23 protein-coding genes are annotated in these 26302 nt (G+C 55.5%); 3 read left to right on the forward strand and 20 right to left on the reverse strand.

Annotated features, from left to right (window positions below; genetic code table 11):
• Positions 1-10: 10 nt before the first annotated feature.
• Together argH and QWV57_RS14095 are read right to left on the reverse strand one after the other, a co-directional pair.
• Positions 11-1390 carry an argininosuccinate lyase gene (gene argH, locus QWV57_RS14090; RefSeq protein WP_301099972.1) on the reverse strand — a complete coding sequence of 460 codons (1380 nt, stop codon included), beginning with the start codon at positions 1388-1390 and terminating at the stop codon, positions 11-13.
• A 62-nt stretch (positions 1391-1452) separates the two neighbouring features.
• A complete protein-coding gene (locus tag QWV57_RS14095; protein WP_015375604.1) occupies positions 1453-2673 on the reverse strand; it encodes an argininosuccinate synthase in 1221 nt (406 codons plus the stop codon).
• A 180-nt stretch (positions 2674-2853) separates the two neighbouring features.
• Between QWV57_RS14095 and QWV57_RS14100 the strand changes: the two genes are divergently transcribed.
• On the forward strand, positions 2854-3186 hold the full coding sequence (locus QWV57_RS14100; protein ID WP_015375605.1) for a hypothetical protein: 333 nt from the start codon (positions 2854-2856) through the stop codon (positions 3184-3186).
• A gap of 317 nt (positions 3187-3503) precedes the next feature.
• On the forward strand, positions 3504-5162 hold the full coding sequence (locus QWV57_RS14105) for an acetate--CoA ligase (RefSeq protein WP_033006570.1): 1659 nt from the start codon (positions 3504-3506) through the stop codon (positions 5160-5162).
• A 58-nt stretch (positions 5163-5220) separates the two neighbouring features.
• On the opposite strand, the gene QWV57_RS14110 is transcribed toward QWV57_RS14105, so the two are convergent.
• Complete coding sequence (locus tag QWV57_RS14110; protein ID WP_015375608.1) at positions 5221-5742, reverse strand: MogA/MoaB family molybdenum cofactor biosynthesis protein; 522 nt, start codon at positions 5740-5742, stop codon at positions 5221-5223.
• A 307-nt stretch (positions 5743-6049) separates the two neighbouring features.
• Here QWV57_RS14110 and QWV57_RS14115 point away from each other — a divergent pair, with 307 nt between their 5' ends.
• Positions 6050-7552, forward strand: a complete 1503-nt coding sequence (locus tag QWV57_RS14115) for a response regulator transcription factor (RefSeq protein WP_033006571.1) — start codon at positions 6050-6052, stop codon at positions 7550-7552.
• Between the two features lie 427 nt (positions 7553-7979).
• Here the strand turns inward: QWV57_RS14115 and QWV57_RS14120 are convergent, their stop codons facing one another.
• The 17 genes from QWV57_RS14120 to QWV57_RS14200 all read right to left on the reverse strand — a co-directional run bounded on the left by QWV57_RS14120 (position 7980) and on the right by QWV57_RS14200 (position 25924).
• Complete coding sequence (locus QWV57_RS14120; protein WP_015375610.1) at positions 7980-9128, reverse strand: hypothetical protein; 1149 nt, start codon at positions 9126-9128, stop codon at positions 7980-7982.
• A 12-nt stretch (positions 9129-9140) separates the two neighbouring features.
• Complete coding sequence (locus QWV57_RS14125; RefSeq protein ID WP_015375611.1) at positions 9141-10283, reverse strand: DUF6114 domain-containing protein; 1143 nt, start codon at positions 10281-10283, stop codon at positions 9141-9143.
• A 210-nt stretch (positions 10284-10493) separates the two neighbouring features.
• A complete protein-coding gene (locus QWV57_RS14130; protein ID WP_015375612.1) occupies positions 10494-11099 on the reverse strand; it encodes a DUF6230 family protein in 606 nt (201 codons plus the stop codon).
• 355 nt (positions 11100-11454) lie between these two features.
• Positions 11455-12363, reverse strand: coding sequence for a R2-like ligand-binding oxidase (locus QWV57_RS14135; protein ID WP_033005187.1), 909 nt, complete (start codon positions 12361-12363; stop codon positions 11455-11457).
• A gap of 96 nt (positions 12364-12459) precedes the next feature.
• On the reverse strand, positions 12460-13950 hold the full coding sequence (locus tag QWV57_RS14140; RefSeq protein WP_301099975.1) for an aldehyde dehydrogenase family protein: 1491 nt from the start codon (positions 13948-13950) through the stop codon (positions 12460-12462).
• A gap of 117 nt (positions 13951-14067) precedes the next feature.
• Complete coding sequence (locus tag QWV57_RS14145) at positions 14068-14496, reverse strand: hypothetical protein (RefSeq protein ID WP_033005185.1); 429 nt, start codon at positions 14494-14496, stop codon at positions 14068-14070.
• A gap of 171 nt (positions 14497-14667) precedes the next feature.
• Positions 14668-15774: a Zn-dependent alcohol dehydrogenase gene (locus tag QWV57_RS14150; RefSeq protein ID WP_015375616.1), complete on the reverse strand. Its 1107-nt coding sequence runs from the start codon at positions 15772-15774 to the stop codon at positions 14668-14670.
• A 27-nt stretch (positions 15775-15801) separates the two neighbouring features.
• On the reverse strand, positions 15802-16128 hold the full coding sequence (locus tag QWV57_RS14155; RefSeq protein WP_011232249.1) for a hypothetical protein: 327 nt from the start codon (positions 16126-16128) through the stop codon (positions 15802-15804).
• Between the two features lie 16 nt (positions 16129-16144).
• Positions 16145-17890, reverse strand: coding sequence for an ABC1 kinase family protein (locus QWV57_RS14160; RefSeq protein WP_015375618.1), 1746 nt, complete (start codon positions 17888-17890; stop codon positions 16145-16147).
• A gap of 21 nt (positions 17891-17911) precedes the next feature.
• Entirely contained in the window at positions 17912-19054 is a 1143-nt protein-coding gene (locus QWV57_RS14165; protein ID WP_015375619.1) for a thiolase family protein, read from the reverse strand.
• A gap of 69 nt (positions 19055-19123) precedes the next feature.
• The gene (locus QWV57_RS14170) at positions 19124-19966 is read right to left on the reverse strand and encodes an SDR family NAD(P)-dependent oxidoreductase (protein ID WP_011232252.1); all 843 of its coding nucleotides are present in this window, start codon (positions 19964-19966) and stop codon (positions 19124-19126) included.
• A gap of 15 nt (positions 19967-19981) precedes the next feature.
• Positions 19982-20773, reverse strand: coding sequence for an enoyl-CoA hydratase/isomerase family protein (locus QWV57_RS14175; RefSeq protein WP_015375620.1), 792 nt, complete (start codon positions 20771-20773; stop codon positions 19982-19984).
• 96 nt (positions 20774-20869) lie between these two features.
• Positions 20870-22084, reverse strand: a complete 1215-nt coding sequence (locus tag QWV57_RS14180; RefSeq protein ID WP_015375621.1) for an acyl-CoA dehydrogenase family protein — start codon at positions 22082-22084, stop codon at positions 20870-20872.
• Positions 22081-23223, reverse strand: coding sequence for an acyl-CoA dehydrogenase family protein (locus QWV57_RS14185; RefSeq protein WP_033005181.1), 1143 nt, complete (start codon positions 23221-23223; stop codon positions 22081-22083). Before QWV57_RS14185 ends, QWV57_RS14180 begins: the two co-directional genes overlap by 4 nt.
• 20 nt (positions 23224-23243) lie before the next feature.
• Positions 23244-24779: a class I adenylate-forming enzyme family protein gene (locus tag QWV57_RS14190; RefSeq protein ID WP_015375623.1), complete on the reverse strand. Its 1536-nt coding sequence runs from the start codon at positions 24777-24779 to the stop codon at positions 23244-23246.
• 66 nt (positions 24780-24845) lie between these two features.
• Complete coding sequence (locus QWV57_RS14195; protein ID WP_015375624.1) at positions 24846-25193, reverse strand: SCP2 sterol-binding domain-containing protein; 348 nt, start codon at positions 25191-25193, stop codon at positions 24846-24848.
• Positions 25194-25417: 224 nt separating this feature from the next.
• Positions 25418-25924 carry a hypothetical protein gene (locus tag QWV57_RS14200; RefSeq protein WP_015375625.1) on the reverse strand — a complete coding sequence of 169 codons (507 nt, stop codon included), beginning with the start codon at positions 25922-25924 and terminating at the stop codon, positions 25418-25420.
• Positions 25925-26302: the final 378 nt, after the last annotated feature.

Consider the following 26302-nt stretch of genomic DNA (forward strand, 5'->3'; position numbering starts at 1 on the left):
CACCCCGCCGTTACGGGGTGTTTAGCTTTTCTTTCGCTTTTTCAAGCGCCGCCCGCACTTCGGCAAAACCGGTGCCGCCGGCGCTGTTGCGGCGGTTGACGGCCGTGCGCGGGTGCAAGGCGTCATAAATGTCTTTCTCAAAAAGCGGCGACGCTTCTTTGTACACGTCAAGCGGCAAATCGGCCAAAAAGACGCCTTGTTCGATGCAATGCAAGACGAGCTTTCCGACGACCTCATGCGCCTCGCGGAACGGCATGCCTTTTGCCGCCAAGTAATCGGCAAGCTCGGTCGCGTTCGAAAAGTCTTGTTTCGTCGCCCGCTCCATGACGTCCGTGCGCACGTTCATCGTTTCAATCATGCCGGTGAAAATTTTCAGCGACCCGATGACCGTCTTTACTGTATCAAACATGCCTTCTTTATCTTCTTGCATATCTTTGTTGTAGGCGAGCGGCAGCCCTTTCATCACCGTGAGGAGCGCCATCAAGTGGCCGTACACGCGGCCGGTTTTGCCGCGGATGAGTTCGGCCATGTCCGGGTTTTTCTTTTGCGGCATGATGCTGCTGCCGGTCGCAAACGCATCATCCAGCTCAATGAACTGGAACTCTTGGCTTGACCAAAGAATCAACTCCTCGGCCAACCGCGACAGGTGCATCATGAGCATCGAACTGTTGCTTAAAAATTCGATGATGAAATCGCGGTCGCTCACCGCATCAAGGCTGTTTTCGTAAAGATCGGCAAAGCCCAAAAGCTCCGCCGTCCGATGCCGGTCGATCGGAAACGTCGTCCCGGCGAGCGCCCCGGCGCCGAGCGGCGAGCGGTTGATGCGCTTTTGCGACTCGGAAAACCGCTCATAATCGCGCTCGAGCATCCAAAAATAAGCCAGCAGATGGTGGGCGAACGAAATCGGCTGCGCCCGCTGCAAATGCGTATATCCAGGCATGATCGTTTCGACATGCTTTTCGGCTTGAGCGACAAGCGCCCGCTGCAGCCCGCGGATGAGGCCGAGAATCTCTTCAACCCGCTTGCGCAAGTATAGATGCATATCGGTCGCCACTTGGTCGTTCCGGCTCCGTCCAGTGTGCAGCTTGCCGCCGACCGGTCCGATGTCGTCGATGAGCATTTTTTCAATGTTTAAATGAATGTCCTCGTAGGCAATGGAAAATTCGAGCTCCCCTTGCTTCGCCTTTTCCAACAGGCGGATGAGCCCGCCTTTGATCTGCTCCACATCGTCTTCAGGCAGGATGCCGCATTCGCCAAGCATCGTCACATGGGCAAGGCTGCCTTCAATGTCTTCTTCAACGAGCTCTTGGTCGAATGGGATCGACGCGCCAAACTCGTCGACCCATTCTTCCGCTGTTTTCGTAAACCGTCCGCCCCAAAGCTTTTTCACGAATCTCGCCGCAGAGGAATGCGACTTCCTCCTTCCTTTCATGAAGTTCCCTTCATTTTCCTTCATTGGCCGGTCGGCACCGACGCCTTGTTTTGCTTGTTCACGATGCTGTTGACTTTCGTCGGCAGGCCGTACAGCGAAATGAATCCGACCGCCGCTTGATGGTCAAATTCATCTTCGGACGTGTATGTTGCCAATTTTTCATCATAGAGCGAGAACGGCGATTTGCGCCCTTCGACGATCGCATGGCCTTTAAACAGCTTCACGCGCACGACGCCGGTGACGTTTTTCTGCGTTTCTTTCAAAAACGCGACCAACGCGTCTTTCAGCGGTGAGAACCAAAGACCGTTGTAAATGACTTCGGCGATTTTTTGTTCGATGATCGGTTTGAAGTGCGCAACTTCCCGCACCAATGTCAAGTCTTCGAGCTCTTTATGCGCTTTGATGAGCGTGATCGCCCCCGGGCATTCGTACACTTCGCGCGACTTGATGCCGACAAGGCGGTTTTCGACGTGGTCGATGCGGCCGACGCCGTGCTTGCCGGCCAACGCGTTCAGCTCCAAAATGAGCTGCGCGAGCGGATACGCCTTCCCGTTTAACGTCACCGGCACACCTTGTTCAAAGCCGATCTCGATGACATCCGGCACATCCGGCGCGTTCTCAAGCGAAGCCGTCAGCTCATACGCCTCTTCCGGCGGCGCCGCCCACGGGTCTTCCAAAATGCCGCACTCGTTGCTTCGTCCCCACAAGTTTTGGTCGATGGAAAACGGGCTGTCAAGGTCAACCGGAATCGGAATGCCGTGCTGTTTCGCGTATTCGATTTCTTCCTCGCGCGACCAGCTCCACTCGCGCACCGGGGCAATCACGTCCAAATCCGGATTGAGCGCTTTGATCGACACTTCAAAGCGCACTTGGTCGTTCCCTTTCCCCGTGCAGCCGTGAGCCACCGCCACCGCGCCTTCGAGCTCGGCGATTTCAACGAGTTTTTTCGCGATGAGCGGACGCGACAGCGCCGAAACGAGCGGATATTTCCCTTCGTACAACGCGTTCGCCTGCAAGGCGATGAGCGCATACTCGTTCGCAAATTCGTCTTTGACGTCGATGACATACGATTTGATCGCCCCGACTTTGAGCGCTTTTTCTTTCACGAAATCGAGGTCTTTCCCTTCCCCAAGGTCCAAGCAGCACGCGATCACATCATATCCGCGCTCCTGGAGCCACTTGATCGCGACTGATGTATCTAAACCGCCAGAGTATGCCAGCACCAATTTCGGATTTGCCATGGTCGTTCTCCTCTCCTGTCACATAAATATACTTAAATATAAATAAATATTCAAATTTAATACATTATCACTTTATCAGCTTTCCCGTGATTTTTCAATACTTATTCAACAAAAAGAATAAAAATTCCTCACCGATATGCGGAAATGTTTCGTATAATAGAAAAAAAGGAGGCGGCAAGAATGAACGGCATCTTCATCGACGACAAACGGCTCGGCATCCGCCTGCCGCATCTGGACAAGCCTTGGGAGGACTACAGCCCAAACGAACAAGAGGCGATTTTACTGGAATGGGAAACGATCCGCGGCTTGATCCCCGACCGCATCGCCGAACTGGAGCGGGAAATCAACAAAAAACAAGACGAACTCGGCCAAGAAGCGGATTTCGCACGCTCGTGCCAGCTCAATGCTGACATCGCCGAACTCGCTTCGATCGTCAACGATTTGTGGATTTGGTATCGCATTGCTCCATCCGTTTCATCGCGACACGGAAAAAAGCGGGTCGAAAAACCATAACACCCCATAACAAATGAGCGCTGATGCCGCTTGTCCCCTTTTTAGACGGCAGACAAACCATGCGGCTGCAACGATTTTGACCAGAAGATCGGGGATTGATGCGGCGGATTCCGCCGTGATGACGAAGGATACGCTGCCGCAAACGAAAGCTTTCTTGGCGATTGAGAGGAGCGCTCAAGCTGGGGAGCTCCTCTTTTTTCATTCTATCCCCTTTCTCCAATGGGTTCCATTTATTATCCTTCAAAAATATATTGAATTTTATTTTTATTTCAATTATTATTGATTTGACTCCTTTTCACACAACGGAGGGATCAGACATGGCCAACCATCTATCACCTGCCTCACTCATTCAATCATTTTCTTGGGATCAGGCATTCGCTCATTACGACTGGGATCCCCGCAGCCGGTTCAACGCCGCCCACGAAGTATGCGACCGGTATGCCGAGGATCCGAACCGCATTGCGCTGTTTTATGAAAACGCTTTAGGAGAGCAAAAAACGATCACCTATCGGCAATTGCGCGATTGGTCGAACCAAATGGCGAACGTGTTCCGCAAGCTGGGCGTGAAAAAAGGGGATCGCGTCTGCGCGCTCATGCCGAAAAACCCGGCCCTTGTCGTCTACATTTTGGCGGCTTGGAAGGTCGGCGCCGTGTATGTGCCGCTCTTTACCGCGTTTGGCCCGCAGGCGATTGAATATCGCATCAACCATTCCGAGGCGAAAGTCCTCTTGACGAACAAGGAACAGCGCGCCAAACTGCCGCCGCGGGACAACATGCCGACATTGGAATACATTTTTGTCATTGACGGACCGTCTCATGATCAAGACCAGCCATTTTGGGAAGCGCTTTCGAAAGAGTCGACTGAGCACTCGATCGAAGAAACGACGGTCGACGATCTGCTCGCGATTCAGTATACGTCCGGCTCGACCGGGATGCCAAAAGGCGCCATGTGGCCGCACAACGTGCTCATCAACATTTATCCGTATATGCGCTATGCGATTGGCCTGCGCGATGACGATGTCTTTTTCGGCGGGGCGGATCCGGGCTGGGCGTACGGGCTCGTCTTTTGCACCTTTGCGCCGATGGCCTTTGGCGTGCCGATCGTCTTTTACGAAGGGCCGTTTAAGCCGGAGACGTGCTATTCCTTGATGGAAAAATACCGGGTGACCAATTTCGCGTACGCCCCGACCGCGTATCGGGCGATGGCGGCGGCCGGCGCGGACGTCATTCGCCGCTATCAACTGAACGTGCGCGCCATGAGCTCAGCGGGCGAACCGCTCAATCCGGAAGTCATCCGCTTTTTCCAAGAGCACGTGGGCGTTACGATCCACGACCATTATGGCTTGTCGGAAACGTTGATGCTGATCGGAAACTTCAACGCCGCCGAGATGGAAATCCGGCCAGGCTCGATGGGATGGCCGCTGCCGGGCTTTGACGTGGCCCTGCTCGATGAGAACGGAACCCCAGTCGCCGACGGCGAAGTCGGACAAATTGCCTTTAACACCGACTCGATCCCGAACGTCTTTAAGGGGTATTGGAAAGACCCTGAAAAAACCGCCGAGCGGCTTGTTGGCCCTTGGTTTTTGACCGGCGATTTGGCGACAAAAGACGAAGACGGGTATTTCTGGTTCCAAGGACGGGCGGACGACATCATCTCGAGCGCCGGCTACCGCATCGGGCCGTTTGAAATCGAAAGCTGCCTCCTTGAGCATCCGGCTGTCGTCGAAGCAGCCGCCGTCGGGAAGCCGGATCCCGTCAAAGGGGAAATCGTCAAAGCGTTTGTCGTGCTCAGAGAAGGCTTTGCGCCGTCGGACGAGCTGGCCGACGAGCTGTCCTTGTTCGTCAAAACGCGCTTATCCAAGCATGAATACCCGCGCGAAGTCGAATTTGTCGCCGAACTGCCGAAAACGCCAAGCGGAAAAATCCAGCGGTTCATCCTGCGCAATCAAGAGCGGGAAAAATGCATCAAGGCTTGATGAATGAAAGAGGATGCCCGCAGCGGGCATCCTCTTTTTCGCTTATGTTCTCTTTTCGTCAACGCGGCGCCCTATCCTTCCGAATCTCCCTCACGACATGCCCAAGCTCCGGCAAAATGAGCTTCGTCATCGCGAGGCGCACAGCGCCGGTGGAGCCGGGAGTGCAAAAGACGGCGGTGTCCATCGCCACGCCGGCGACGGCGCGCGACAGCATGGCGGCCGGGCCGATGTCTTCGGTGTAGCTCAAGAAGCGGAACAGCTCGCCAAAGCCGACGAGTTCTTTCTCAAGCAGCGCACCGACCGTTTCGATCGTCACGTCGCGCTTGGCGATGCCGGTGCCGCCGTTCGTGAGCACGGCATCGACATCGGCGCGGCGGCAACCGTCAAGCACTGCCTCGCGAATGGCGTCCGCTTCGTCTTTGACGATCTCATAGCCGACGACCTCATGCCCGGCTTCCGTGAGCAGCTCGATCATCAGCCGGCCGCTTCGGTCGGTTTCCTCCGTTCTCGTGTCGCTGACGGTGATGACTTTGCAGCGGACGGTTTGGGGGGCTTCTTGTTTATGTTCGGTCGTGCTCATCCGTTTATGATCCCCTTTCGTTTCTTTATCTCTATCGTACACAATGGAAATACGGTTCGCAAACCATTTGTATCATAATAGACAGAATTGTTATAATATTATTAATATATATCACCACGATGATCATAGGACTTTCCGCAACCGGTTTCTCTTGTTTCCAACATCTTTGCACTCGTTTTTCTCTCCCGGCATCAACCAACATCCGACGCCCATGACGCCCAATTGTATGGAACGATCGATACACGAAACGGAAGCAATGATATCGTTTGGACAAAAAACAAGAAAAAAACTTAAGGAGGGAAAACGAATGGACTTGCGCTTGTCAATCCGATTGGACGCCATTTTGAAAGAAGGATGGGAGATGATTCGGAAACACCGCGACGACATTTTATCCGCTTGGCTGGGCAAATGCCGCGAACTGGAGGACAAGCAGCATGCCGCGGCCCAGCCTTTGCGGCTTGCCGTTGACGTGTTCTCTTCGCAATGGCTTGATCCCATGAATGATATCGATGAATGGCTGGCGTCATTTCGCCGCGAGTGGGAAAAGCGAAACGGCGGGCTGTCACCCAACCAGTCCACCGCCATTTTATCGATGATGGAAAACGCGGTTCACGAAGCCATTCAATCGGACGGTATTGTGGAATTTCGCGTTCATCAAGCCATTCAGTACGTTTTTTCGAAGCTTCATGAGTCCGTCAATGCTTCTGGCTGCCCCGAATTCGATTTGGAGCAGTTTCTTTCGCAAATCGTTTCATCCAAGCAGCTGCCGATCGCCTGGATCGCCCAGCTGGCAAGAACAGCGGACGGTGGATTCATCGTCGCCAAATGGCATGGAAGCGCGGCCGATGTGCTCACAGAAGGCGCGATGTATGGAGAGACGATTTTCGCTTTATGTGAACGCATTCTTTCCCGCATGGACGCGGGTGGAATGCGATTGATTCCGCTCCCATGGGGGAGCGATCTTTTGCTCGTTTGCGCAGAAGGGGAAGAACAACTCGTCATCCCGTTTCTTCTTCACGCTCTCGAACAGTCTCATGCCGCCCAGAAGGCCGTCATTCGCACAAAAGAGCAACATCTTTGGAAAGACGCCGTCTTGTTGTTTGACCAATGGATTATGCGGGCCAAATCGCTGAACGAAGCGATCGAGTACATTTCAACCGGATTTGTCGCTTACTTGCCGTTTGAACGATGTGCCCTGTTCGCCTATTCAAGCACTCATGAAAGCGGATTCGGATTGTACGGTTATCAACTGAACAATCATGACATCAAAAGCATTCACGAACACATCGACAGCCTTCCGTTCATTAAGCAATACATCCAGCGGCTGCAGCTGCTCGGCCGCCAGATGACGAACGTGCCGCCCATTTATGTCCGCCATGCCGCGCAAGGATTGCCGATGAAATACGTCAAGCAGTTTCAACTGGAATCGATTGTCATCGCTCCCATTTACGCGCCGTCGGAAAATCGGCTTATCGGCGCCGCCATTTTGGATTGCGGTCCGAAGACGTCCTTTCAATTGTCCAATGATCTTTACACGGCGGTGATGAAATTCGGACAAAGCGCGGGGGAGATTTTGGCCAAATGCAGCGGAGGGCGTTCCGATCTTGTTCAGCCGACGCCGCATTTATCGCCGCGGGAAATCGAAGTGCTGAAGCTCGTCGCCGAAGGGGCGTCAACGTACGAGGCGGCAAAGCGTCTCCATTTGAGCGAATACACGGTGCGCGATTATGTGTCTGCCATTTTGCAAAAAATGAACGCCAAAAACAGGACTGAAGCCATTGTCAAAGCGATTCGCGACGGAATCATTTAACATCTTTCCGAAAGAAGTCTCCCGCTTTGAAACGAAGTGAAAGTGGGAGATGAATGTCGGTTGGCGTTAGCCAACGAATAGGATAGAATATGGCTAGAACGGACACCTTCGGAACGAAGGGAAGCGTAAAGGGTTCTTGTGTGTGGCTTACCGTTCGGCGAACACACACAAGTCGCTTGAAGCCCCCATCTCTAAGCGAAGCGTAGGTGGTGGGTAGTTCACCGTAGCGTCGGCATGCGCGCTTCTTGCTGAAATCGGTCCACACCAACAGGGCAAGGAGCCAAACGCCTTGCCCTCTTGTTTTCTATAAGGTTGGTGAAAAAACCACCATTGCGCGAACTTGTCGCTTTCAAGTGAAAAAAGCGTTGTAGAGTTTCGCAGTTCAAGAAGAGCATTTCTTTTCTATCATTACCAACCTTCTATGTCTTTACCGTTTCCCTTCCTCATCTGCTCCCGGCGAAGGAAGCGGGGGCTGAGAACGTCCGTCCGCGCTGTTCGCTTCGGCAGCCGGTTTGGACTTCCACCATTCAACTACTGCATTCAGCCGCTGTTCAAGCTCGTTCGCCGTTTTGCGCCAAACTGCTCCGTCCGTTTCCAGCTTGTCAAGCTGTTGTTTGACGCGATCAAGCGACGAGCGCAAAGCCGAAAGAAGATTCATCGCTTTTGATTGTTCTCCAAGCTTCAACGTTTCTGTTGCATACGAAACTGCGTTCTTCCATAGAGCGTCTTGTTCCTTCCATTTCTCGATATCTTGGCGGATGGCGGCCGTTTGTTGATCGATCATTTCGTTCCACTCCTGCAGTCGAACCTTGATTTCTTCATATTGCGCTCTTTCTTCGCTTCCAGCTGTTTGTCCGCCCGCCATGGCCCGTTCAAGCTGTTGGAGAGAAGCCGAAACAGCGTTCAGCTTTTCTGCGAGCGTCCCCCATTCATCCGTTCTCGCCTTGACACGCTTCTCCAACGCTGGGACGTTTGCTTGCAGCGTCTCAACCATACGGGCGGCGCTGTTATCGCCTTGCTTTTGTTCATCCAGCTGCCAGATGAGCCGTTCCGCTTCTTGCGCGAGATCTGTTTGTTCGAGTGCGCTTTGCTCCGCTTGCGCTAGAGTTGCACCAGAAAATGAGGCCGACAGCGACATGCCGGGGATGGAGAGACGGGAGGCCGTCATCTTCGTCGCCACCAACGTGACGTCTCTCAAGCACTGCTTAATGGGAAACCCATCCAAGCAAAGGCCCCCGAACTTCAATTTCGTCACATCGAGCTTCATCCAAGTGGCGCTCGCTGTTCCTTCCGAGCGAATCGACAGCACGATGGTTCCTTGCGGCGTGTCGATGGCCCGTTCCATTGACAATCCGCTGATGTCTGCTTGGATGAACGCAATCGGAAGCTTGCCGACGATCACTTTCGGCGAACCAAGGATAATGCCCCCTAAATCGAGGATGCCGACGACTTTATCAGCATGAATGACAAATCCTTGTTCCTCCCCTGCAGCGAGTGAACGCGAACCGCCAAGCGGCAAGCAGAGGAGAAGCAGCAACGCAAGAAACGACATTTTGAGCCATTTGATGGATTTCATTGGGTTCCTCCTTTATCCTGTCATCGTTGGCGAATGCGGCGGGATCGGAGAGGCGGGGGGAGAAGAATCACTGCTTGTTTTTTCTTCCTGTTTCCCGCTCCATCCGACCACAAGCGCACCTCCTAAAAGCCCGATCACCCCTCCGATGATCAGACCTCCTGCTGCACCGACGAAAGACAGAATGGAAGCAAGAATAAGAAAGCTGCCGATGGTGACATGGCTTTGCGGTTTGATCATGCTTAAAATGGACAAAACGATCATCACCAGCCCCGTGACCAGCCCAGCCCACATCAGCCCGCTTCCAGGAAGCAGCAACATCGGAAACACGCTAATGCCAACGATCAAGACGAATATCGCGCCAATCATCCCGAGCACCGATCCTAACACAGGACGATAGCGGTTTTTAGCAAGCAAAAGCCCGACGGCGCACGGCAGCATCCAACCTAAGGCATACGACAACAGCGGCCCGACAAAGCGGGCTGCATCGTGAACAGACCAAAGGCCATAATGGAACATCGAAGCGGCGGCGATAAGCAGCAACCCTCCAACCAGCAGCGCTCCCCCCGCCCGGCGGGCAGCCGACCGCGCTTGCCGCCATGTCTCGGTCTTTCTCTTTTGCCAGCCGATGCAAATCATATATCCAAGCAACACGAAGGCAAGAACGATGGAGGACTGAACGGCCATCGGAATCGATCGCGCCCATGTTTGCCACGGCGCCGCCCTCTCAGCGACAAACAGGGCGTTTAAAGCGAAAAACGTCACGAGGGATCCACCAAAAAACAGCCAGACGTAATGAAAACGCGTGCGGATATAACGGCCTTGTTCTTCCTGGCGCACGATGAGGCGAGAGGCAACAAAAGCAGCCAGCGCGCTGCTCGCCGCCCCTCCCACCGCTGCCCCAACAACCCCGATCGACAGCCATTGACTCCCGCCAACAAGCATGCCGGGCAAAAAAGCCGCCGCTCCATATTTCGCTCGCATCAAAGCAGTTGGGCGTTCGAGAAGCGGCCAAACGGCCGCCGCGAGAACAGCGGCCAGCGCCAGTCCACCCCACAGCGCTCCTTCAATCCCTCCTTGGAGCACGATTCCGCCGATAAACGCGCCCGTCAGCGCCCCTATGACCGCAATTTGCCCAATCTCGAACATCTTTCCCATGGTCTTGCCTCCCTTTACCCGTTTTCATCTTCTCTCTCGGCAAGTGACAGCAGCGGACAAGCTGAACACTCCGCCGTCCCTCTTTCCGTCACCCCTTTGATCCACAGTTGATGCAACTTTCGACACAAGGAACAAGATCACAGATCATCCAATTCATTTTGGGAGGAATAGGAGATGAACCGCTCTCATTCAAATGATGATCAGACCGGATTAAAAGTCGCCGACACGGCTTCCGTCCTTCATGTTGGCGATCACTTTCAACTTCATGTTCGGAATCGTGATCGACCCAGCCGACATGTAATGCGTGTTCAAGCTCGGTTTGTCAAGAGTCAAGCTCGGCGCGCTCAAATCGATAACATTGAGCGGGTTGTCGGTTTTATGCTCTTGCGTCTCCAAGCCGGCAAATGACGTGCTGTCCGCTTGAATGCCGGTGACGCGCAATTTTAAATTTTGCCCGCTCACATTGCCGCCGGTAACGACAACATCGATGCTTTTAATGCCGTAAGCGCCGAGAGCCGATTCGGTGTTGATGTTTTTCGTCAGCACCAAATTGGTGATGTTCGCCGACGCCAAGTCGACGGCGGCCTGTCCCCAAGCCCCTCTTTGTTCGGTTTCACCGATGGCGGGATACAGTTTAAACCCGGTTCCCGTAATTTTATCAGCGCTGATCGTAAATCCCCCAACTCCTGAAAGCGGAAACGCCGCAAACGCCGTCCCTGACAGAAGCAACATGGCAACCAAAGCGATGACGGCGAGAAATCCCGTCCCACCCGCAATGGCAAATCGTTTTGGATTGACCGCAAACAAGCTCCCCATTTTTTCATGCCCCCTTTGTGTTCCTTCATCCGACAAGCTTTGATTCATCCCTATTCCCCCCAAAATAAATACCTTGCTCCCCTTGAAGGCAGCAGCGGTCTTGCCCACATGCCGCACAAACCGGCTGCGCCCTCCCTCGCACCTATTTCGCGCCCAAGCTGGAAAAATACTGGATGAGACGCTTTCTCCCCTGTTTTTTTAGAAGATTGGTGAAAAGCCGCGTTTTCTTCAAAAAGATGGGTCCCCGAATGCACGAAAGAGCTGTTGACCAAGCTGCTCCTTGCTGGTGCATTTTCCCCAAATCACCGACCTTTTCTAGATGCGGGCGGGGGGAGGGGGCCACCCGCCCGTCCGCTCATGACTCAGCAGCCGTTTTTTCGAGCTCCTCAACGACGTCGACGCGCTTCGTGCGGCTGATTTGCTTTTTGCGGAGGTTGAACTGTTTCACCACATATCGATTCAACAAATCATAGTCGATCTCGAGCGCATATGTGCGGGCGAGCTGCTGCTGGCGCTTTCCGAGCTCGGTCAAATAGGCGACATAGCCGATGACATGCGGCCATAATTCATCCATATACTGGATAAACAACTCGTAATACCGCTCATTTTCATTGACGAGCCGCTGGATCGTATAAAGGCCGAATTGGATATGGCGGCCTTCATCCATGTTCAAGTAATCGATCCCTTGCAAAAGGCCAGGGAACAGCCCGGCTTTTTTATAAATTTGTCGGAACGTGTAATAGCCTGATTCGGCAAGCGTCCCTTCGACGATCATGTTGTAGACGGTGGCGGCGCGGATGACCGCTTCCGGCGAGTCGTCGGTGTACAGACGGTTCATCGCTTCCGGCAGCGCTTCATAAAAGATGCGTTTGTAATCATCGTTATGGAAGACGGACAAATCCATTTGCCCGATGCCGACCGCCTGCTGCCAGCGGGAAAACATCTCGACATGTTTCGCTTCATCATGCATAAACGTCGTCAAAAACAAGACATCCTCCAGCCGCCCTTGGCGCGCGAGGGCGTGGGCCATCGGCAAAATGTCGAGCGTCACCGCCTCTTCGCCGGCCGAGAAACCGGCAACAAGCGGCAGCGCGGAAATTTTTTCTTCGCTCGTCAAGCTGGCAAAATCTTTCTGATCTTGGCTGAAGTCGATGTCGGCTGGGTTCCATTTGCCGTTCCGCTTCGCTTTTTCATACAACTTATACATCGGATGCTCCCAGTCAATCGTTGCTTTCACAGTTTGAAAGCCGTCATGATGGACCATCATTATTCCCTCCTTATATCGTTCAGCTTTGATGAAATCGATCCGTCCGAATGTCCTTCGAAAGTAAAAACGTTCCGACAAGGTTTTCCCCTGCTGTTAAAACAACGTCATCGGCCGGTCATTCAAGTCGCAAATAACCGTTTTCGTCTCGAGATAGGCATCAAGCGCCTGCATGCCAAGCTCTCTCCCGAGGCCGCTTTGCTTGTACCCGCCAAACGGCGCAGTCGGCGACAGCACTTGGTACGTGTTGATCCACACGGTTCCGCTTTTCACCCGCCGCGCTAAGCGGAGCGCCCGTTTGATGTCATTCGTCCAAACCGCCGCCGCCAAGCCGTAAATCGTATCGTTGGCAATGGAGGCGGCTTCCTCTTCATCTTGAAACGGAATGACAGCGGCGACCGGCCCGAAAATTTCTTCACAGGCGATGCGCATCGATGGCGATACATCGGCAAAAACCGTCGGTTCGATGAAATAGCCGCCGCCAAGCCCCTCCAAAGCTCTTCCGCCCGCCGCGAGCCGTGCTCCTTCCTGCTTGCCGATCTCAATGTAGCGCAACACTTTCTCGTATTGCTCCCGGCTGATGACGGGGCCAAGGTCGCTGCGCGCATCCACGCCAGGCCCGACTTTCAGCTTTTTCGCTTTGCTGGCCAACAGCTCGACAAACGTTTCGTAAACCGACCGTTCGACTAAAATGCGGCTTCCCGCTTGGCACACTTGCCCGGAGTTGTAGAACACGCCAAACAGCGCGCTTTTCGCCGCCTGTTCCAAGTCGGCGTCGGCAAAGATGATGTTCGGCGACTTGCCGCCGAGCTCGAGCGTCACCCGTTTGATGTGCGGCGCGGCCGCTTGCAAAATATGGCGGCCGGTCGCCGTCTCGCCGGTAAACGCGATTTTCGGCACGCCAGGGTGGCTGACGAGCGCTTTTCCGGCCTCATCGAGTCCAGGCAGGACGTTGATGACGCCTTCCGGCACGCCGGCCTCATGGCAAATCTCAGCAAGCTTCAACGCCGTCAGCGGCGTTTCCGGCGCCGGTTTTAACACCATCGTACAGCCGGCAGCGAGCGCTGGGGCGATTTTCCATGACGGCATCAAAAGCGGAAAGTTCCACGGGGTGATGAGCCCAGCCACCCCGATCGGCTCCTTCATCGTCCACGCCATATAATCCGGCGCCGAGCCGGCGACGGAAAACGGCAGCACCTCCCCTTGCGGCTTGACGACGAGCGAGGCGAAAAAGTCGAAGCAGTCGGCGGCAAGCGGAATTTCAATAAACAACCCTAGATTGATCGGCATGCCGTTTTCCCGCGTCATGAGTTGCGCCAGTTCGTAGTGGTGCTGGCGGATCAGTTCGGCGATGCGCCGCAAGATGCGCCCGCGTTCGAGCGGCGGAATCGACAGCCAACGCCGGTCCGAAAACGCCTCTTCGGCGATGGCGACCGCTGCGTCGACATCTTTTTCCCCGGCGTTGGCCACACGGGCCGTCACTTGGCCTGTCGCCGGGTCGATGACGTCAAACATCGCGCCATCCGCCGCCGGCCGCCATTCTCCTCCAATCCATAAACCAGCTTCTGTTGTTTTCATAGAAATCATCGTCGTTTCTCCTTTCCCAACCGCTATATCGGGCGCAAAGCCGATGGAGACAGCGCGTTTTCAAGTGCTTACAGCGCCCCCTGGCGACATCCCGCCATGCATTCCCAAGCTCGCCTGCTATAGCAACAAGTCGCTCCGTCCGATTTCCTGCAAATATTCGCGGTACGCCGGGTAAATGGCGTCAAGCTGCGGCAATACTTTCAAGGCGTTCACAAGCGGCCCTTGCACTTTGATTTGCTGGCGGGCGAGCGCCTGCTGCAAATCGAGCTTCCCGAGCCAAAATTTATGCCCGACATCCGCCGTCTGCTCAAAAATGAGCTCCGGGCGCAGCGCTGTTTCGCCGCAGACAATTTTCAATTTCCTGTTTTCCTGCGCCCATGTAATTTTCGCTTCCGGCTTATGGAAAATGTATTGGACAAACGCGTCATATCCGGGCCCGAGCTCCGTCGCCGCAATCAATTCTTTTGACTCTTCCGTTTCGGCCACGCGTTCAAAAAAGCGGCCGAGAACGTCGTATACTTCCTGCTCGCTTTGAAACACCGGCATGTCAATCCCCCTCTCGTCTCGATCGTTCCACGTTTTTTCGATCCCCTTGTTTGCCCGTCCAAACACCGGCCTTCCCGTTTTCGTCCAAGGGCGGATGGAACGCCCTCTTTCCGACCGCCCAACAGCTTCTCTTGTTTGTTCACCCAAACGCACGCGGGGCGGCTTGTCGTCTCATTCTTCAAAGCGAATGATGCCGCGAATGTTTTGCCCGCTCTTTAAGGCGGCGAATCCGTCGTTGATTTGGTCGAGCGAATAGACGGCGCTGATGAGCGGTTCGAGCTTCAGCTTGCCCGCCGCGTACAAATCAAGCAGCTTCGGGTAGTCAACCGGCGGATTGCCTTGGCCAAGCCACGAACCGGTCAACGTTTTGGATTGGGACGGCAGCGAAAAGGCGTTGATCTCCACCGTTTCATGCGGCGCGGCGATGCCGACGATGACCGTCGTTCCCGCTTTTCGCGTCATGTTGTATGCGTCGGCCATCGTCTCCGGGCGGCCGATCGCTTCAAACGCATAGTCGACGCCGATGCCGTCGGTCAAGTCGAGCACGGCGCTGACGGCATCGTCCTCGCGGGCGTTGACGGTGTGCGTCGCCCCGAACGTTTTCGTCATCGCCAATTTTTCATCGACGACATCAATGGCTATAATTTGTTTCGCCCCCGCTAACGCGGCTCCTTGAATGATATTGAATCCGACGCCGCCGGCGCCGATCACCGCGACCGTGCTGCCCGGGCTCACCTTGGCCGTGTGAATGGCGGCGCCGACGCCGGTGATGACGCTGCAGCCGATCAAGGCGGCCACTTCAAACGGCACGTCGCGGCGAATCGGAATGACGGCCTGCTCAGGCACAACGGTATATTCACTGAACGCGCCGGTTGTTAAAAACTGATACACTGGCTTCCCTTGCCAAGAAAAGCGCGTCGTCCCGTCGGGCATGGTCCCGGTCGCCGTCAGCCTTGCCGCCTCCTCGCATAGATCGGGCCGCCCGGTGCGGCAATAGCTGCACGTCCCGCATGACGGCACCCAATTGAGCACCACATGGTCGCCTTGTTTGACACTTGTCACCCCTTCCCCGACCTCTTCGACGATGCCCGCCCCTTCATGACCAAGCACGATCGGCAGCGGCAGCGGGAGCGTTCCGTCGATGACGTGCCAATCGCTATGGCATAGGCCGGCTGCTTTCAGTTTCACTTTCACTTCCCCGCGCTTCGGGGCTGCCACTTCCACTTCCTCGATGAAAAGCGGCTCCCCGTAGCGGTGCAATACTGCGGCTTTTGCCATGTCGTTCCCTCCTTTTCCATCCGCCCATTACGCCCGCTTGCCGGCCATATCCGCTTCCTCTTCACGGATGCCGCGGCCCCGCAATGCATCCAAATAGGCGTCCCATTCCTGCTTGAGCGTTTCTTTCAGCTTGAAAAGGCCGATGACGAGCGGCCGGGTCGAATGGTCTTGCAAAAACACATCGCGGATGACATCCTCAAACTCTTCCTTTTTCCCCGGCAGGCCGTGGTCTTTCCCATACAGCAAATGCTTATCGAGCAACCGCCGGATCGTCGGGCTTCCCGGCCCGCCGCTTTGCCGGTAAAACGCTTCGATGCGCTTTGACATCGTCAGCTCTTCTTGTTCCTCGCGCATGTTCCTTCCTCCCTCTTTAAAATCGCGGCCGCTGTTTGCGCGTCCGGAACAGCCGCCAGCCAAGGAAAACGACCAAGATGACAGAAACGGCCAACCCGATGTTGGCGATCGTCGTTTTCTCCATGCCGAGAAACGTTCCGCCCGGGATGCTGGCGACAATAAACCCGGTGGCCATAATGATGGCAAACGCGATGAGGGAAAGCGCCAAACGGTTGGCGATTTGGTTGAGCGTATTGCGCGTCACCGGGTCGGTTTGGACTTGCACGGTCATGCGCCATTTGTTTTCGGCCATCGTCTCCAACACTTTGTTGAACCGGCGCGGGAAGGTGGCGATCATTTCCGCCGTTTCAGCGACAAGACTCGCGTTGGCGCGAAAATTAAAGCGCTTTCCGAGGATGCTTTTTAAAATTGGAATTTCATACGCCTCCACGACTTCGCCGTACGAAATTTCCGGGCAAATCCAGCGCGCCGTCCCTTCGGTGGCGGAAAATCCTTTCGCCCAAAGCGCCAAGCCGTTCGGGACTTTGCAGTAGTTGCGGAGCCCGATCGCCGTCGCTTCAAGGACGAGGCGGCCGTAGTTGTAGCGGCTGCTCCCTTGATGGGCGGACACATAGTTTAACGTCAACGTCCGCAGTTCATCTTTCAATTTGACAACATCGGTGTAAATGGTGGGCGACATCAGTTCCATAAACACTTCGGCGGCGTCTTCCGCCTGGTTGAGCTGGATGTGCAAAATGACACGCATCAAAATTTGCGCCATCACGCTGTCCATCCGCCCGGTCATCCCCCAGTCGATGATGACCGCCTTTTTCGTCCGCTTGTCAATCATAATGTTGGAACCGTGGGCATCCGCATGATAATGGCCGTCGAGCATCGTTTGCACGTAATGATGGACAAGATCGATCATGATGTTGACCCGCTCTTCGAAGGTGAGAAAATCGACAGGGAAGTCTTTAATGAGCCAGCCGTCAATGTATTCCATGATCAAGACGCTTTTCGTCGCTTCATACACGTGCGGAACCGTGACATGTTCAGCCCTCCTTTCGTACTTTTGCTTCATTTCTTGCATTTTTCTTGCTTCTTCCGTCATGTCGAGCTCATCCATGGCGCTGCTGTAATAATCTTGCACGAGCCCCCCAAGATCGAGGGCGGCCTGCAGCTCGGGCGGCAGCCGCTTTTGCAGGCGGGCGGCCATTTTTTTGATAATGGCGATATCGGTTTGAAACAGCTTTTCGACCGTCGGGCGCACCACTTTCACGGCGACGACCGGACCGTCTTTCAGCTTCGCTTTGTATACTTGGGCGAGCGACGCTGAACCGAGGGGCGTTTCGTCGATCCACTCAAACGTCTCGAGGCCGTCGGACAGCTCGCGTTCGAGAATGTATTGAATTTTGGCAAACTCGATCGGCGGCACCCGGTCGAGCAGCTTCTCAAGCTCGAGTGTCACCGGCTCCGGCAGTAAATCTTGCCTGGTGACGAGCACTTGCCCGAGCTTGATGAACGTCGGGCCGAGCTCCTCAAACGCCAGGCGCAGCCTTCGGCCGACATGGCGCCAATAGTCGTTGTCCCCTCCCTTTCCCCGCAGCCTATGGGCGATGGCGTCGCCCAGCACCATGCCGAGCCCGTTTTTGACAAGCACAGCGATGATTTTCCGCCGTCGTTTTCCCGCCGTAATGGCGGCTAGCTCCTCTTCAATGGCCGCGCCAATCGCCGCCCAGTCGCGGGCCGGTTTTGGTTTGGCCGTTTCGATCGACGCGTGCAAACGGCTTCCCTCCTCTCTGCTTTACAGCCGTTCAATAATGGTGGCGGTCGCCATGCCAAAGCCGATGCACATCACTTGCAATCCGTATTTCCCGTCCATGTCCTCAAGCTCATGAAGCAGCGTCGTCATCAACCGGGCTCCGCTCGCGCCGAGCGGATGGCCGAGGGCAATCGCCCCGCCGCGCGGATTGACTTTTGCCATATCCGGCTCGAGCTCCCGCTCCCACGCCTTGACGACGGAAGCGAACGCTTCATTGATTTCGATCACATCGATGTCATCCAAACGCAGCCCGGCTTTGTCGAGCACGCGGCGCGTCGCGGGAATGACGCCGGTCAACATCAAAATCGGATCTTCGCCGACGACCGTGCGGGCGACGATGCGGGCTCTAGGCCGCAAGCCAAGCGCTGCCGCCTTTTCTGCCGACATGAGCAGCACGCCGGCCGCGCCGTCGCTCACTTGACTCGAGTTGCCGGCCGTAATGACGCCATCTTTCGGCTGGAACGACGGCTTGAGCGCCGCCAGCTTTTCAAGCGACGTGTCGCGCCGAATCCCTTCGTCGCGGGTGAAGGACACCGTCCCCTCCTCGCCCGGCACGTCAAGCGGAATGATTTCCCGCTCAAACATCCCACGGTCGGTTGCCGCCGCCGCTTTTTCATGGCTTTGCAAGGAAAACGCATCAAGCTCTTCCCGAGACACCCCCCATTTTTTCGCGATCATCTCCGCAGAAATCCCTTGCGGCACGATGTTGTACCGACTTGTCAGCTGGCGGCTGAACCGCCCCATGTCGCTTCCCATCGGAACGCGCGTCATGCTTTCGACCCCGGCGGCGATGGCGATGTCGATGTCGCCGGCCAAAATCGCCTGCGCCGCGCTATGAATCGCCTGTTGGCTCGAGCCGCACATCCGGTTTAAGGAAAACGCCGGCACTCCGACCGGAAATCCGGCGGCGAGCACCGCTTGGCGGGCGATGTTGCCCCCTTGCTCTCCGGTCATTGTCACACAGCCGACGATGACATCTTCCACCAGGCCGGCATCCAGCCCATTTCGGTCGACAAGCGCCCGCAGCACCGGAACAAGCAAATCGACCGGATGGACGCTTGAGAGCGCCCCTTTTTTCTTGCCGATCGCCGTGCGCACGGCGTCAACAATCACCACTTCCCTCATGCCGCTCCTCCTTTTCTGTCTGAACATCGAACTTCCTTCAGCACGCCCCGAAGCGCGGCGTCCGTTTCGTCAAAACGTAAACAATTCGATGCCGCCTGAAACATTCAACCCAATCCCCGTAATGTACTTCGCTTTATCGGAACAAAGGAACACGATGGCATTGGCGACGTCTTCCGGCTCGCCCGGACGGCGGAACGCGGTGCGCTGGATCATGCGCTCATTCATTTTCGGGTTGCCCATGCGAAACGCTTCCGTGTTGATGATGCCCGGGACGATGGCGTTCACCGTAATGCCGTAGCGCGCCCCTTCAAGCGCCATGCTTTTCGTAAAGCTCAGCACCGCTCCTTTCGTCGCCGAATAGCTCGCCTGGCCGAAGCCGCCAAGCGTCCCGGCGACAGACGACATGTTGATGATCCGCCCCCATCCTTGCTCTTTCATATACGGCCATACCGCTTTTGTACAGTTGTACGTGCCGGTCAGGTTCACCCGCAAATCGCGCTCCCAAAACTCATCGTTTTGCTTTTCGATTTGCGAAACGTGGTCGAGCGTGCCGGCGTTGTTGACCAAAATATCAATGGAACCAAACTCTTCTTTGACGCGGGCAAACACTTCTTTCACTTGCTCACGGTCGGTGACGTCCATTTTGAGAGCCAGCGCCCGCCGCCCCATGGCGCGAATGTCTTCCGCTGTCTTTTCGGCGTACACCACTTTTGTACTCTGCATCACTTGTGAGAGCGGTCCATATTTTTGCGCCGTCTGTTTGCTTTCTTCATCCGATTCGAGCAAAATATCGGTAATGACGACATCCGCTCCCGCTTCGGCAAGCGCCAAGGCATCCGCGCGCCCGAGGCCGCGTGAGGCGCCGGTGACGACCGCCACTTTTCCTTTCAGCAGTTCCGCCCATGACGACATCGGTGATCCCTCCGTTTAACGTAAAAATTGCGGTTGTTTCTTTTGGAAAAACGCCGCCAGCCCAATCGCCGGCTCTCCTGTCTTAAACGTTGCTGCAAATGACGCCGCTTCGATGCCAAATCCGTCTTCTGGAAGCCCTTCGGCCGCATAGATGGCCCGCTTGGCAAGCCCCATCGCCCGTACGGCCCCTTCTGACAGTTGCTCGGCAAACGCCGCCGCCTCTTCTTCCAACCGCTCCGGGGGCGTGATGCGATGAATGAGGCCGAGTTCGAGCGCTTCTTGCGGTTCAAGCCGTCTGGCGAGAAAAATGAGTTCCGTCGCTTTCGCCCGCCCGACGAGGCGCGTCAGCCGCTGCGTGCCACCCGCGCCAGGGATCAGGCCGAGCGAGACTTCCGTCAAGCCGATTTTGCCGCCGCCCATGATGCGGAAATCGCAAGCCAACGCCAATTCGCAGCCGCCACCGAGCGCGTAGCCGTTGATGGCCGCGATGACCGGCTTCGGCATCGTCGCGAATCGGTCGAAGCAGCGCTGCATGCGGGCGCTTTGTTCGGCGATGCCCGCTTCATTGCCGGCAAACTGGGTTCCTCGCTGAATCATATCCTTTAAATCAGCGCCGGCGAGAAACGTTTTCGGATGGGCCGACGCGATGACGACAACGCGCACCCCGCGGTCGGCTTCCAATTCATCGGCTGCTTTCTCCAATTCTTCCATTAATCGCTCGCTAATGGCGTTCGCCGGCGGGTTGTCGATCATCACCCAAGCGACTCCTTTGTTTCGCCGCTCGATGCGCAGCGTTTCGTAAGGCATCGGAATTCCCCCTTTCGTTCGATCGAACCGGCAACTTCATAAATGATCATCGCTCTCCACCGCGAGCGGAGATGTTTGGGTCGCCGCCTCGCTCTTCTATACGTGCACCCCGTATGGCGCATACAACCGCCTTGCGGTGACAAGGCGTTGGATTTGTTGCGTGCCTTCGAAAATATCGAACACTTTCACATCGCGGTACAATTTCTCGACCAAATGTCCGTCAAGGCCGACGGGCCCGAGCAGTTCAAGGCACATAGCGCATACATGAAGCGCCATTTTCCCGGCCACTGCCTTGCAGATAGCCGCTTCCATCGCATTCGGCTCGCCAATGTCGGCTTTCCACGCCGCTTCCCACGTCAACAGGCGAGCAACGTCAATCTCTTGCTCCGCCTCGGCAAGCAGGGCGGCTGCTTCATAGTACAACCGTCCTTGTTTCGGGTACTCGCTGCGAACGATGTCAAGCGTATATTCATAGGCGGCGCGGGCGATGCCGACGGCCATGGCCGCGACGATCGGCCTCGTGCTGTCAAACGTTTTCATCGCCACTTGGAAGCCGGACGGGCGATTTTCGTTTGCGCTGTACAGCTCTTCACCGCCAAGCAAATTTTCATCAGGAACAAAGCAGTCTTCAAACAAGAGCTCCGCCGTTTCATTGGCGCGCAAACCCATCTTATGGACGGTGCGGGTCGCGACAAATCCCGGCGTCCCTTTTTCGACGACAAACGCCCGGTGCCCGGCGCGGCCCAACTTCGGATCAACCGTGGCGAACACGACGACCCAAGAAGCGCGGGCGCCGTTGGTGATGAAAATTTTTTGCCCGTTTAAGAGATAGCCGCCGTCCACTTTTTTCGCCGTCGTGCGGATGCCGGACGCGTCCGAGCCGGCTTCCGGTTCCGTCAAGGCGTAAGCTCCCCAGCGCGGCTCCTCCTTCGTGAAAATGGACAAAAACCGCTGCTTTTGCTCGGGCGTGCCGCTCGATTGAATCGGCGGACCGCCTAAGCCAGGGCCGGGAAGGGAAAGGGCGATGCCTGGGCATCCCCACGCGAGCTCCTCAGCGGCGATGACGGCCACGCGGTTGCCTTCGCGCTCTTTTTTCTCCTTTTTCTTTTCCGAATCAGCCGAAGCACGCCCTCCGCCAAACGAAGACGCATTCAGCTGGATGCCCATTTTGTTGACTTTTTGCAGCCATTCGTCCGGCACCCGCCCGAGCCGGTCGGCCTCCAGCGCGATCGGGCGCACTTCATGTTTAGCAAACCAATGGACGAGTTCTTTGATTTGTTTTTGCTGCGGTGAGAATTCAAAGGAAATCATGGCGCCACCCTCTCTTTCCGTTTGCCCAGCAGCTGTTCGCCGCGGCGGATGAGCCAATCCGTTTCCCGGCCGTACAGCATCACTTGCGCCTGGGCGTCGCGCATCCATTTTTCAGCCGGGTATTCTTGCACGTACCCGTGCCCGCCGAGCATTTGCACGGCCTGATCGGTGACATAGCGCAGGGAACGATGAGCTCGCGACAACGCGCTCCAGGCGTAGCCGCCCGCCTGTTCATCCCCTCGGTCAACTGCAGCGGCCGCTTGCCATACAAGCAGTTTCGCCCCGCGGCATTCGAACGCCATTTCGGCGATCGTAAATGACACCCCTTGGAACTTGGCGATCTCCTGTCCGAACGCCTTTCTTCCCGCAGTGTATTCAATGGTGTAATCAAGCGCCGCCTCCATCAAGCCGACTTCCTTCGCCGCTTCGATGACTTGGTTTCGGGCGCGCATGCGGTTGAGCAATGCATCCGCTTCCGGGCCGCGGGCCACGAGTTGTTCCGGACCGGCGTACACTTCTGCGAATCGAAGGCGAGCGATGCCGGCAGCCAGCAGCCCAAGCCTGATGTCTCCTTCTTCGATCTCCCATACTCGCTCATCAAAGGCGAGCAATACCGTTTCCTCTTCTTCGTCCCTAGCGGCGATGACCGCCCAGTCGGCTTTCGACGCCAAGCGGACTGGAGACGACACCCCGTCCACAATATATCCGCTGCCGCGCCGGCGCACGCGAATCGCTTCCTTCAGCGGTTCTTTTTGTTCCGCTTCGTCGATCCAGGCGACAGTCGGCCATCCGCCTTTCGCCATCTCCCGGTACCGGTGCCACACGCGGTGCTCGGGAGACAGACGAAAGAGGGAAGACGCCTCCCCGGCCCCCGGAAGCCCTTGAATGACGCCTAAATCGCCATAGCTGAGCGCTTGCCAGATGATCGATTGCGACAGAAGCGGCAGTTCCAAGCCTCCCCACGATTCCGGAAGCTCGAGCGTTGACAAGCCGAGCTCATCCACCCGTTCGCTCACATCAACTGAAACCGTTCGATGTTTTTCACACTCTCTTGCGACCGGCCGAATTTTCTCAACGGCTAGGCTGCGGGCAACTTGAAAAAACGCCTGTTCTTCTTTCGACGGTTGAAAGGATATCACCTTGCCCCTCTCCTTTTCCATTACGATTGAACAGCGGGAATGAACTCGCTCGCCCATTCGCGCAGCTTCTTTTTGTCGATTTTGCCGATCATCGTTTTCGGCAAATAGCCGACCTTTTTCAAAAAGCGCGGGGTTTTGTATTTCGCCAACCGCTTTTGGCAAAACTCGATCAGCTCCGCTTCCGTCACTTGGGCCCCGCGCCGAACGACGACATACGCGGCGACTTCTTCGCCCATTTTCGGTGAAGGGACGCCGACGACGCCGGCTTCCAGCACGTCCGGATGGGACATCAGCAGCTCCTCGATATCGCGCGGGTAAATATTGAATCCACCGCGAATGATGACATCTTTTTTCCGATCGACGATAAACACATACCCGTCCTCATCGATGCGCGCCATATCGCCGGTATACAACCAGCCGTCGCGCAGCGCCTGGCGGGTCTCCTCGTCTTTTCCATAGTAGCCTTGAAAAACGTTTGGACCCGACACAATCAGTTCTCCGACTTCGTTTGGCGGCAGGGGATTTCCGTATTCATCGACGACCGCCACCCGAACCCCGGGAAGCGGCAAGCCGACTGATCCAAGCTTGATCGGTTTCGTCGGATCCGTCGCCGTCACAATCGGCGCCGCCTCGGACAGACCGTATCCCTCCAAAATAAGACAGTTGAACTTGCGCTGAAACTGCTCAGCAAGTTCGGGCGGCAGCGCCGCAGAACCGGATATGCAAGCCACCAAGCTGGAAGTGTCGTACCGGTCGGCCTCGGCATAATGGCATAAAGCATGAAACATCGCCGGCACCATCGCCGTATGCGTCACCCGATGCCGCTCGATCGCTTCGAGCGCTTTTTTCGGCTCAAAATACGGCAGAAGGACGACTTGATCCCCCAAAAGGAGCGCGACGTTCATCATCGTAAATCCGAACGCATGGGAGATGGGCAATACCCCAAGGCCGACGCGTGCAAATTCGGTCGGCAGCCGCTTCGCCATCTCAGCGGCCGCTTCCGCATTCGTGGACAAATTGCGGTGCGTCAACACAACCCCTTTCGGCTGGCCGGTCGTTCCCGACGTGTAAAGCAAAGCCGCAGGATCGTTTTCATTGACTTCCGACGTCGTCAGGCTGGCAGGAGCTTGTTCCATTCTCGTTCGCAAAGAGTGAGGAGAATCCGGAGCGTCCAGCGTGACGATCATCGGAGGCGCCGGCAAGCCATTGGCGGCCTCTTTCGCTTTCGCCCACAGCATTTCCGCCGTCAGCACCACTTTCGGTTGGCAGTCTTTAAAAATGTAATGGAGCTCCTGCGTCTGCAACAGCGGCAACACCGGCACGACAACCGCTCCTGCTTTCAAGACGCCGCTAAAGGCGATGATGACTTCCGGGCTGTTCGGCATCGTTACAACAACGCGGTCGCCCGGCTTGACCCCAAGTTCAATCAATGCATGAGCCAGCTGAGACGAACGGGTATCGCATTCAATGTTCGTATATTCTTTTCCTTCGAATACCAGCAACGGATACGGTCCATATTCCTCTATGTTTCGTTTCCAAATATCCGTCAAACGCATCGTCCGCTTCTCCCCTATCGGTTTGTCAGAGGACAGCCGATTTGTCGACCGCCCTCTTTTCCTCCGTTAAGCCTGCTTTGCACTGTTGTATGCGGCGAGCACTTCTTGAAGGCGAAGCGCCAGCCCCATATCTCCGTCAATGCGAAGCCGCCCGCTCATAAACGCCTCCGTTCCGTTCAATTCCCCTTCCGCCATTTTTTTAAAATCTTCACTGTCCATGCTTAACGTGCAATCAGAAGGCTCTTGCTCCCCTTCAATGACAAATCCTGCATCCGGCCGGAGCACGACTTGGTAGACGCCGGCTTCATCGCCGCTCAAATTGAATTGATACACGGCGACAATTCCTTCCGCTCGTGAAATGTCTTCTTTCAATTGTTGATCGATCATCTGAAACACTTCTTTCACACTGGGCATATCAGTACCTCCTTAATATTTTGAACTATCAGAAATTTTTTGGCCCACTTTTACTATAAACCGCTTTCAATCATTCATCCATCCCGATGATGCTCGGATTTTTCCTTTTGCTTTTGCGTTTTCACCCGACATTTGTCCGGCCATGAAAGCGGGCTACAAAAAATTTCCATCAAACCAAACATCTAAATGACGTTTGGGGCATCACCTTCCTGTCAGCGCCGAGCTCACAAGGCATGAAGAAGTCCATCCTCACCGATCAGCTCCAAATAGCGCCGATAAAGCGGAAACGCCGGCACGATGCGCGGCAGAAGCTGCAGCGCCTTCGCTTTCGATCCTTTTGCCTTCATTTTTCCGGTCATGAGCGCCAATGGAACGTTGATGTTGCCGCCCCAAAATTGGTGGGCGATATCGCCGGTCGTCTTGATGGCAACATCAGGCGCATCGATTGCCTGCCCGAAATAAATGGCGTAGTTTTCACCGGTTTCCGGCCGCCTCGCATCGATGCTGATGACCGCCTCCGGATCGGTCAAATAAAAGACGAACGCGGCGCGGGAACGGCGGATTTGTTCTCCAATCCGATTGATTTGCTCCACCTCGTTGCCGTATTCCTGATACGCTGGATGCTGTCCCCACCAGCTGCGCAGCTCCATTTCCGTCCTTGGGCGCGACGGAATTTGCATAAACTCGCCGATCACCCGATACACATGAGCATCATCACGAAACAATGCCATATCCGTTCACTCCCTTCAATCGAGTGTGCACTCTCATTTTGGCGCGAAACGACTCCCTCCAGCAATTCCGACAATTGCCGGGAGGAAACAGGCAAAACGAAGGGAACCCATGAACACTCAACAAAGCGTATAAGCGATGAAACAAAAAAATAGCCGCCCCGTTTGTTTGAGGCAGCTGTTTTGGCCAACATGGCTGCAACGATTCTTTTTAGGACAATCTTCAGCGCATCATTAATGGTGTAAACTCTCTTTTTGTTAACGCATGCTCGTTTTTTTATCGACAAAGAAAAAAGCAACCTCCTCCCACATTCGTAATCGAATATGAAAAAGGTTGCTTTAGCATGTTTTTGCTAGTTACAAATTACGTTTTTGTTTGTA

Source organism: Geobacillus zalihae (assembly GCF_030414215.1).
In the GTDB taxonomy this organism is placed as follows: Bacteria; Bacillota; Bacilli; order Bacillales; family Anoxybacillaceae; genus Geobacillus; species Geobacillus zalihae.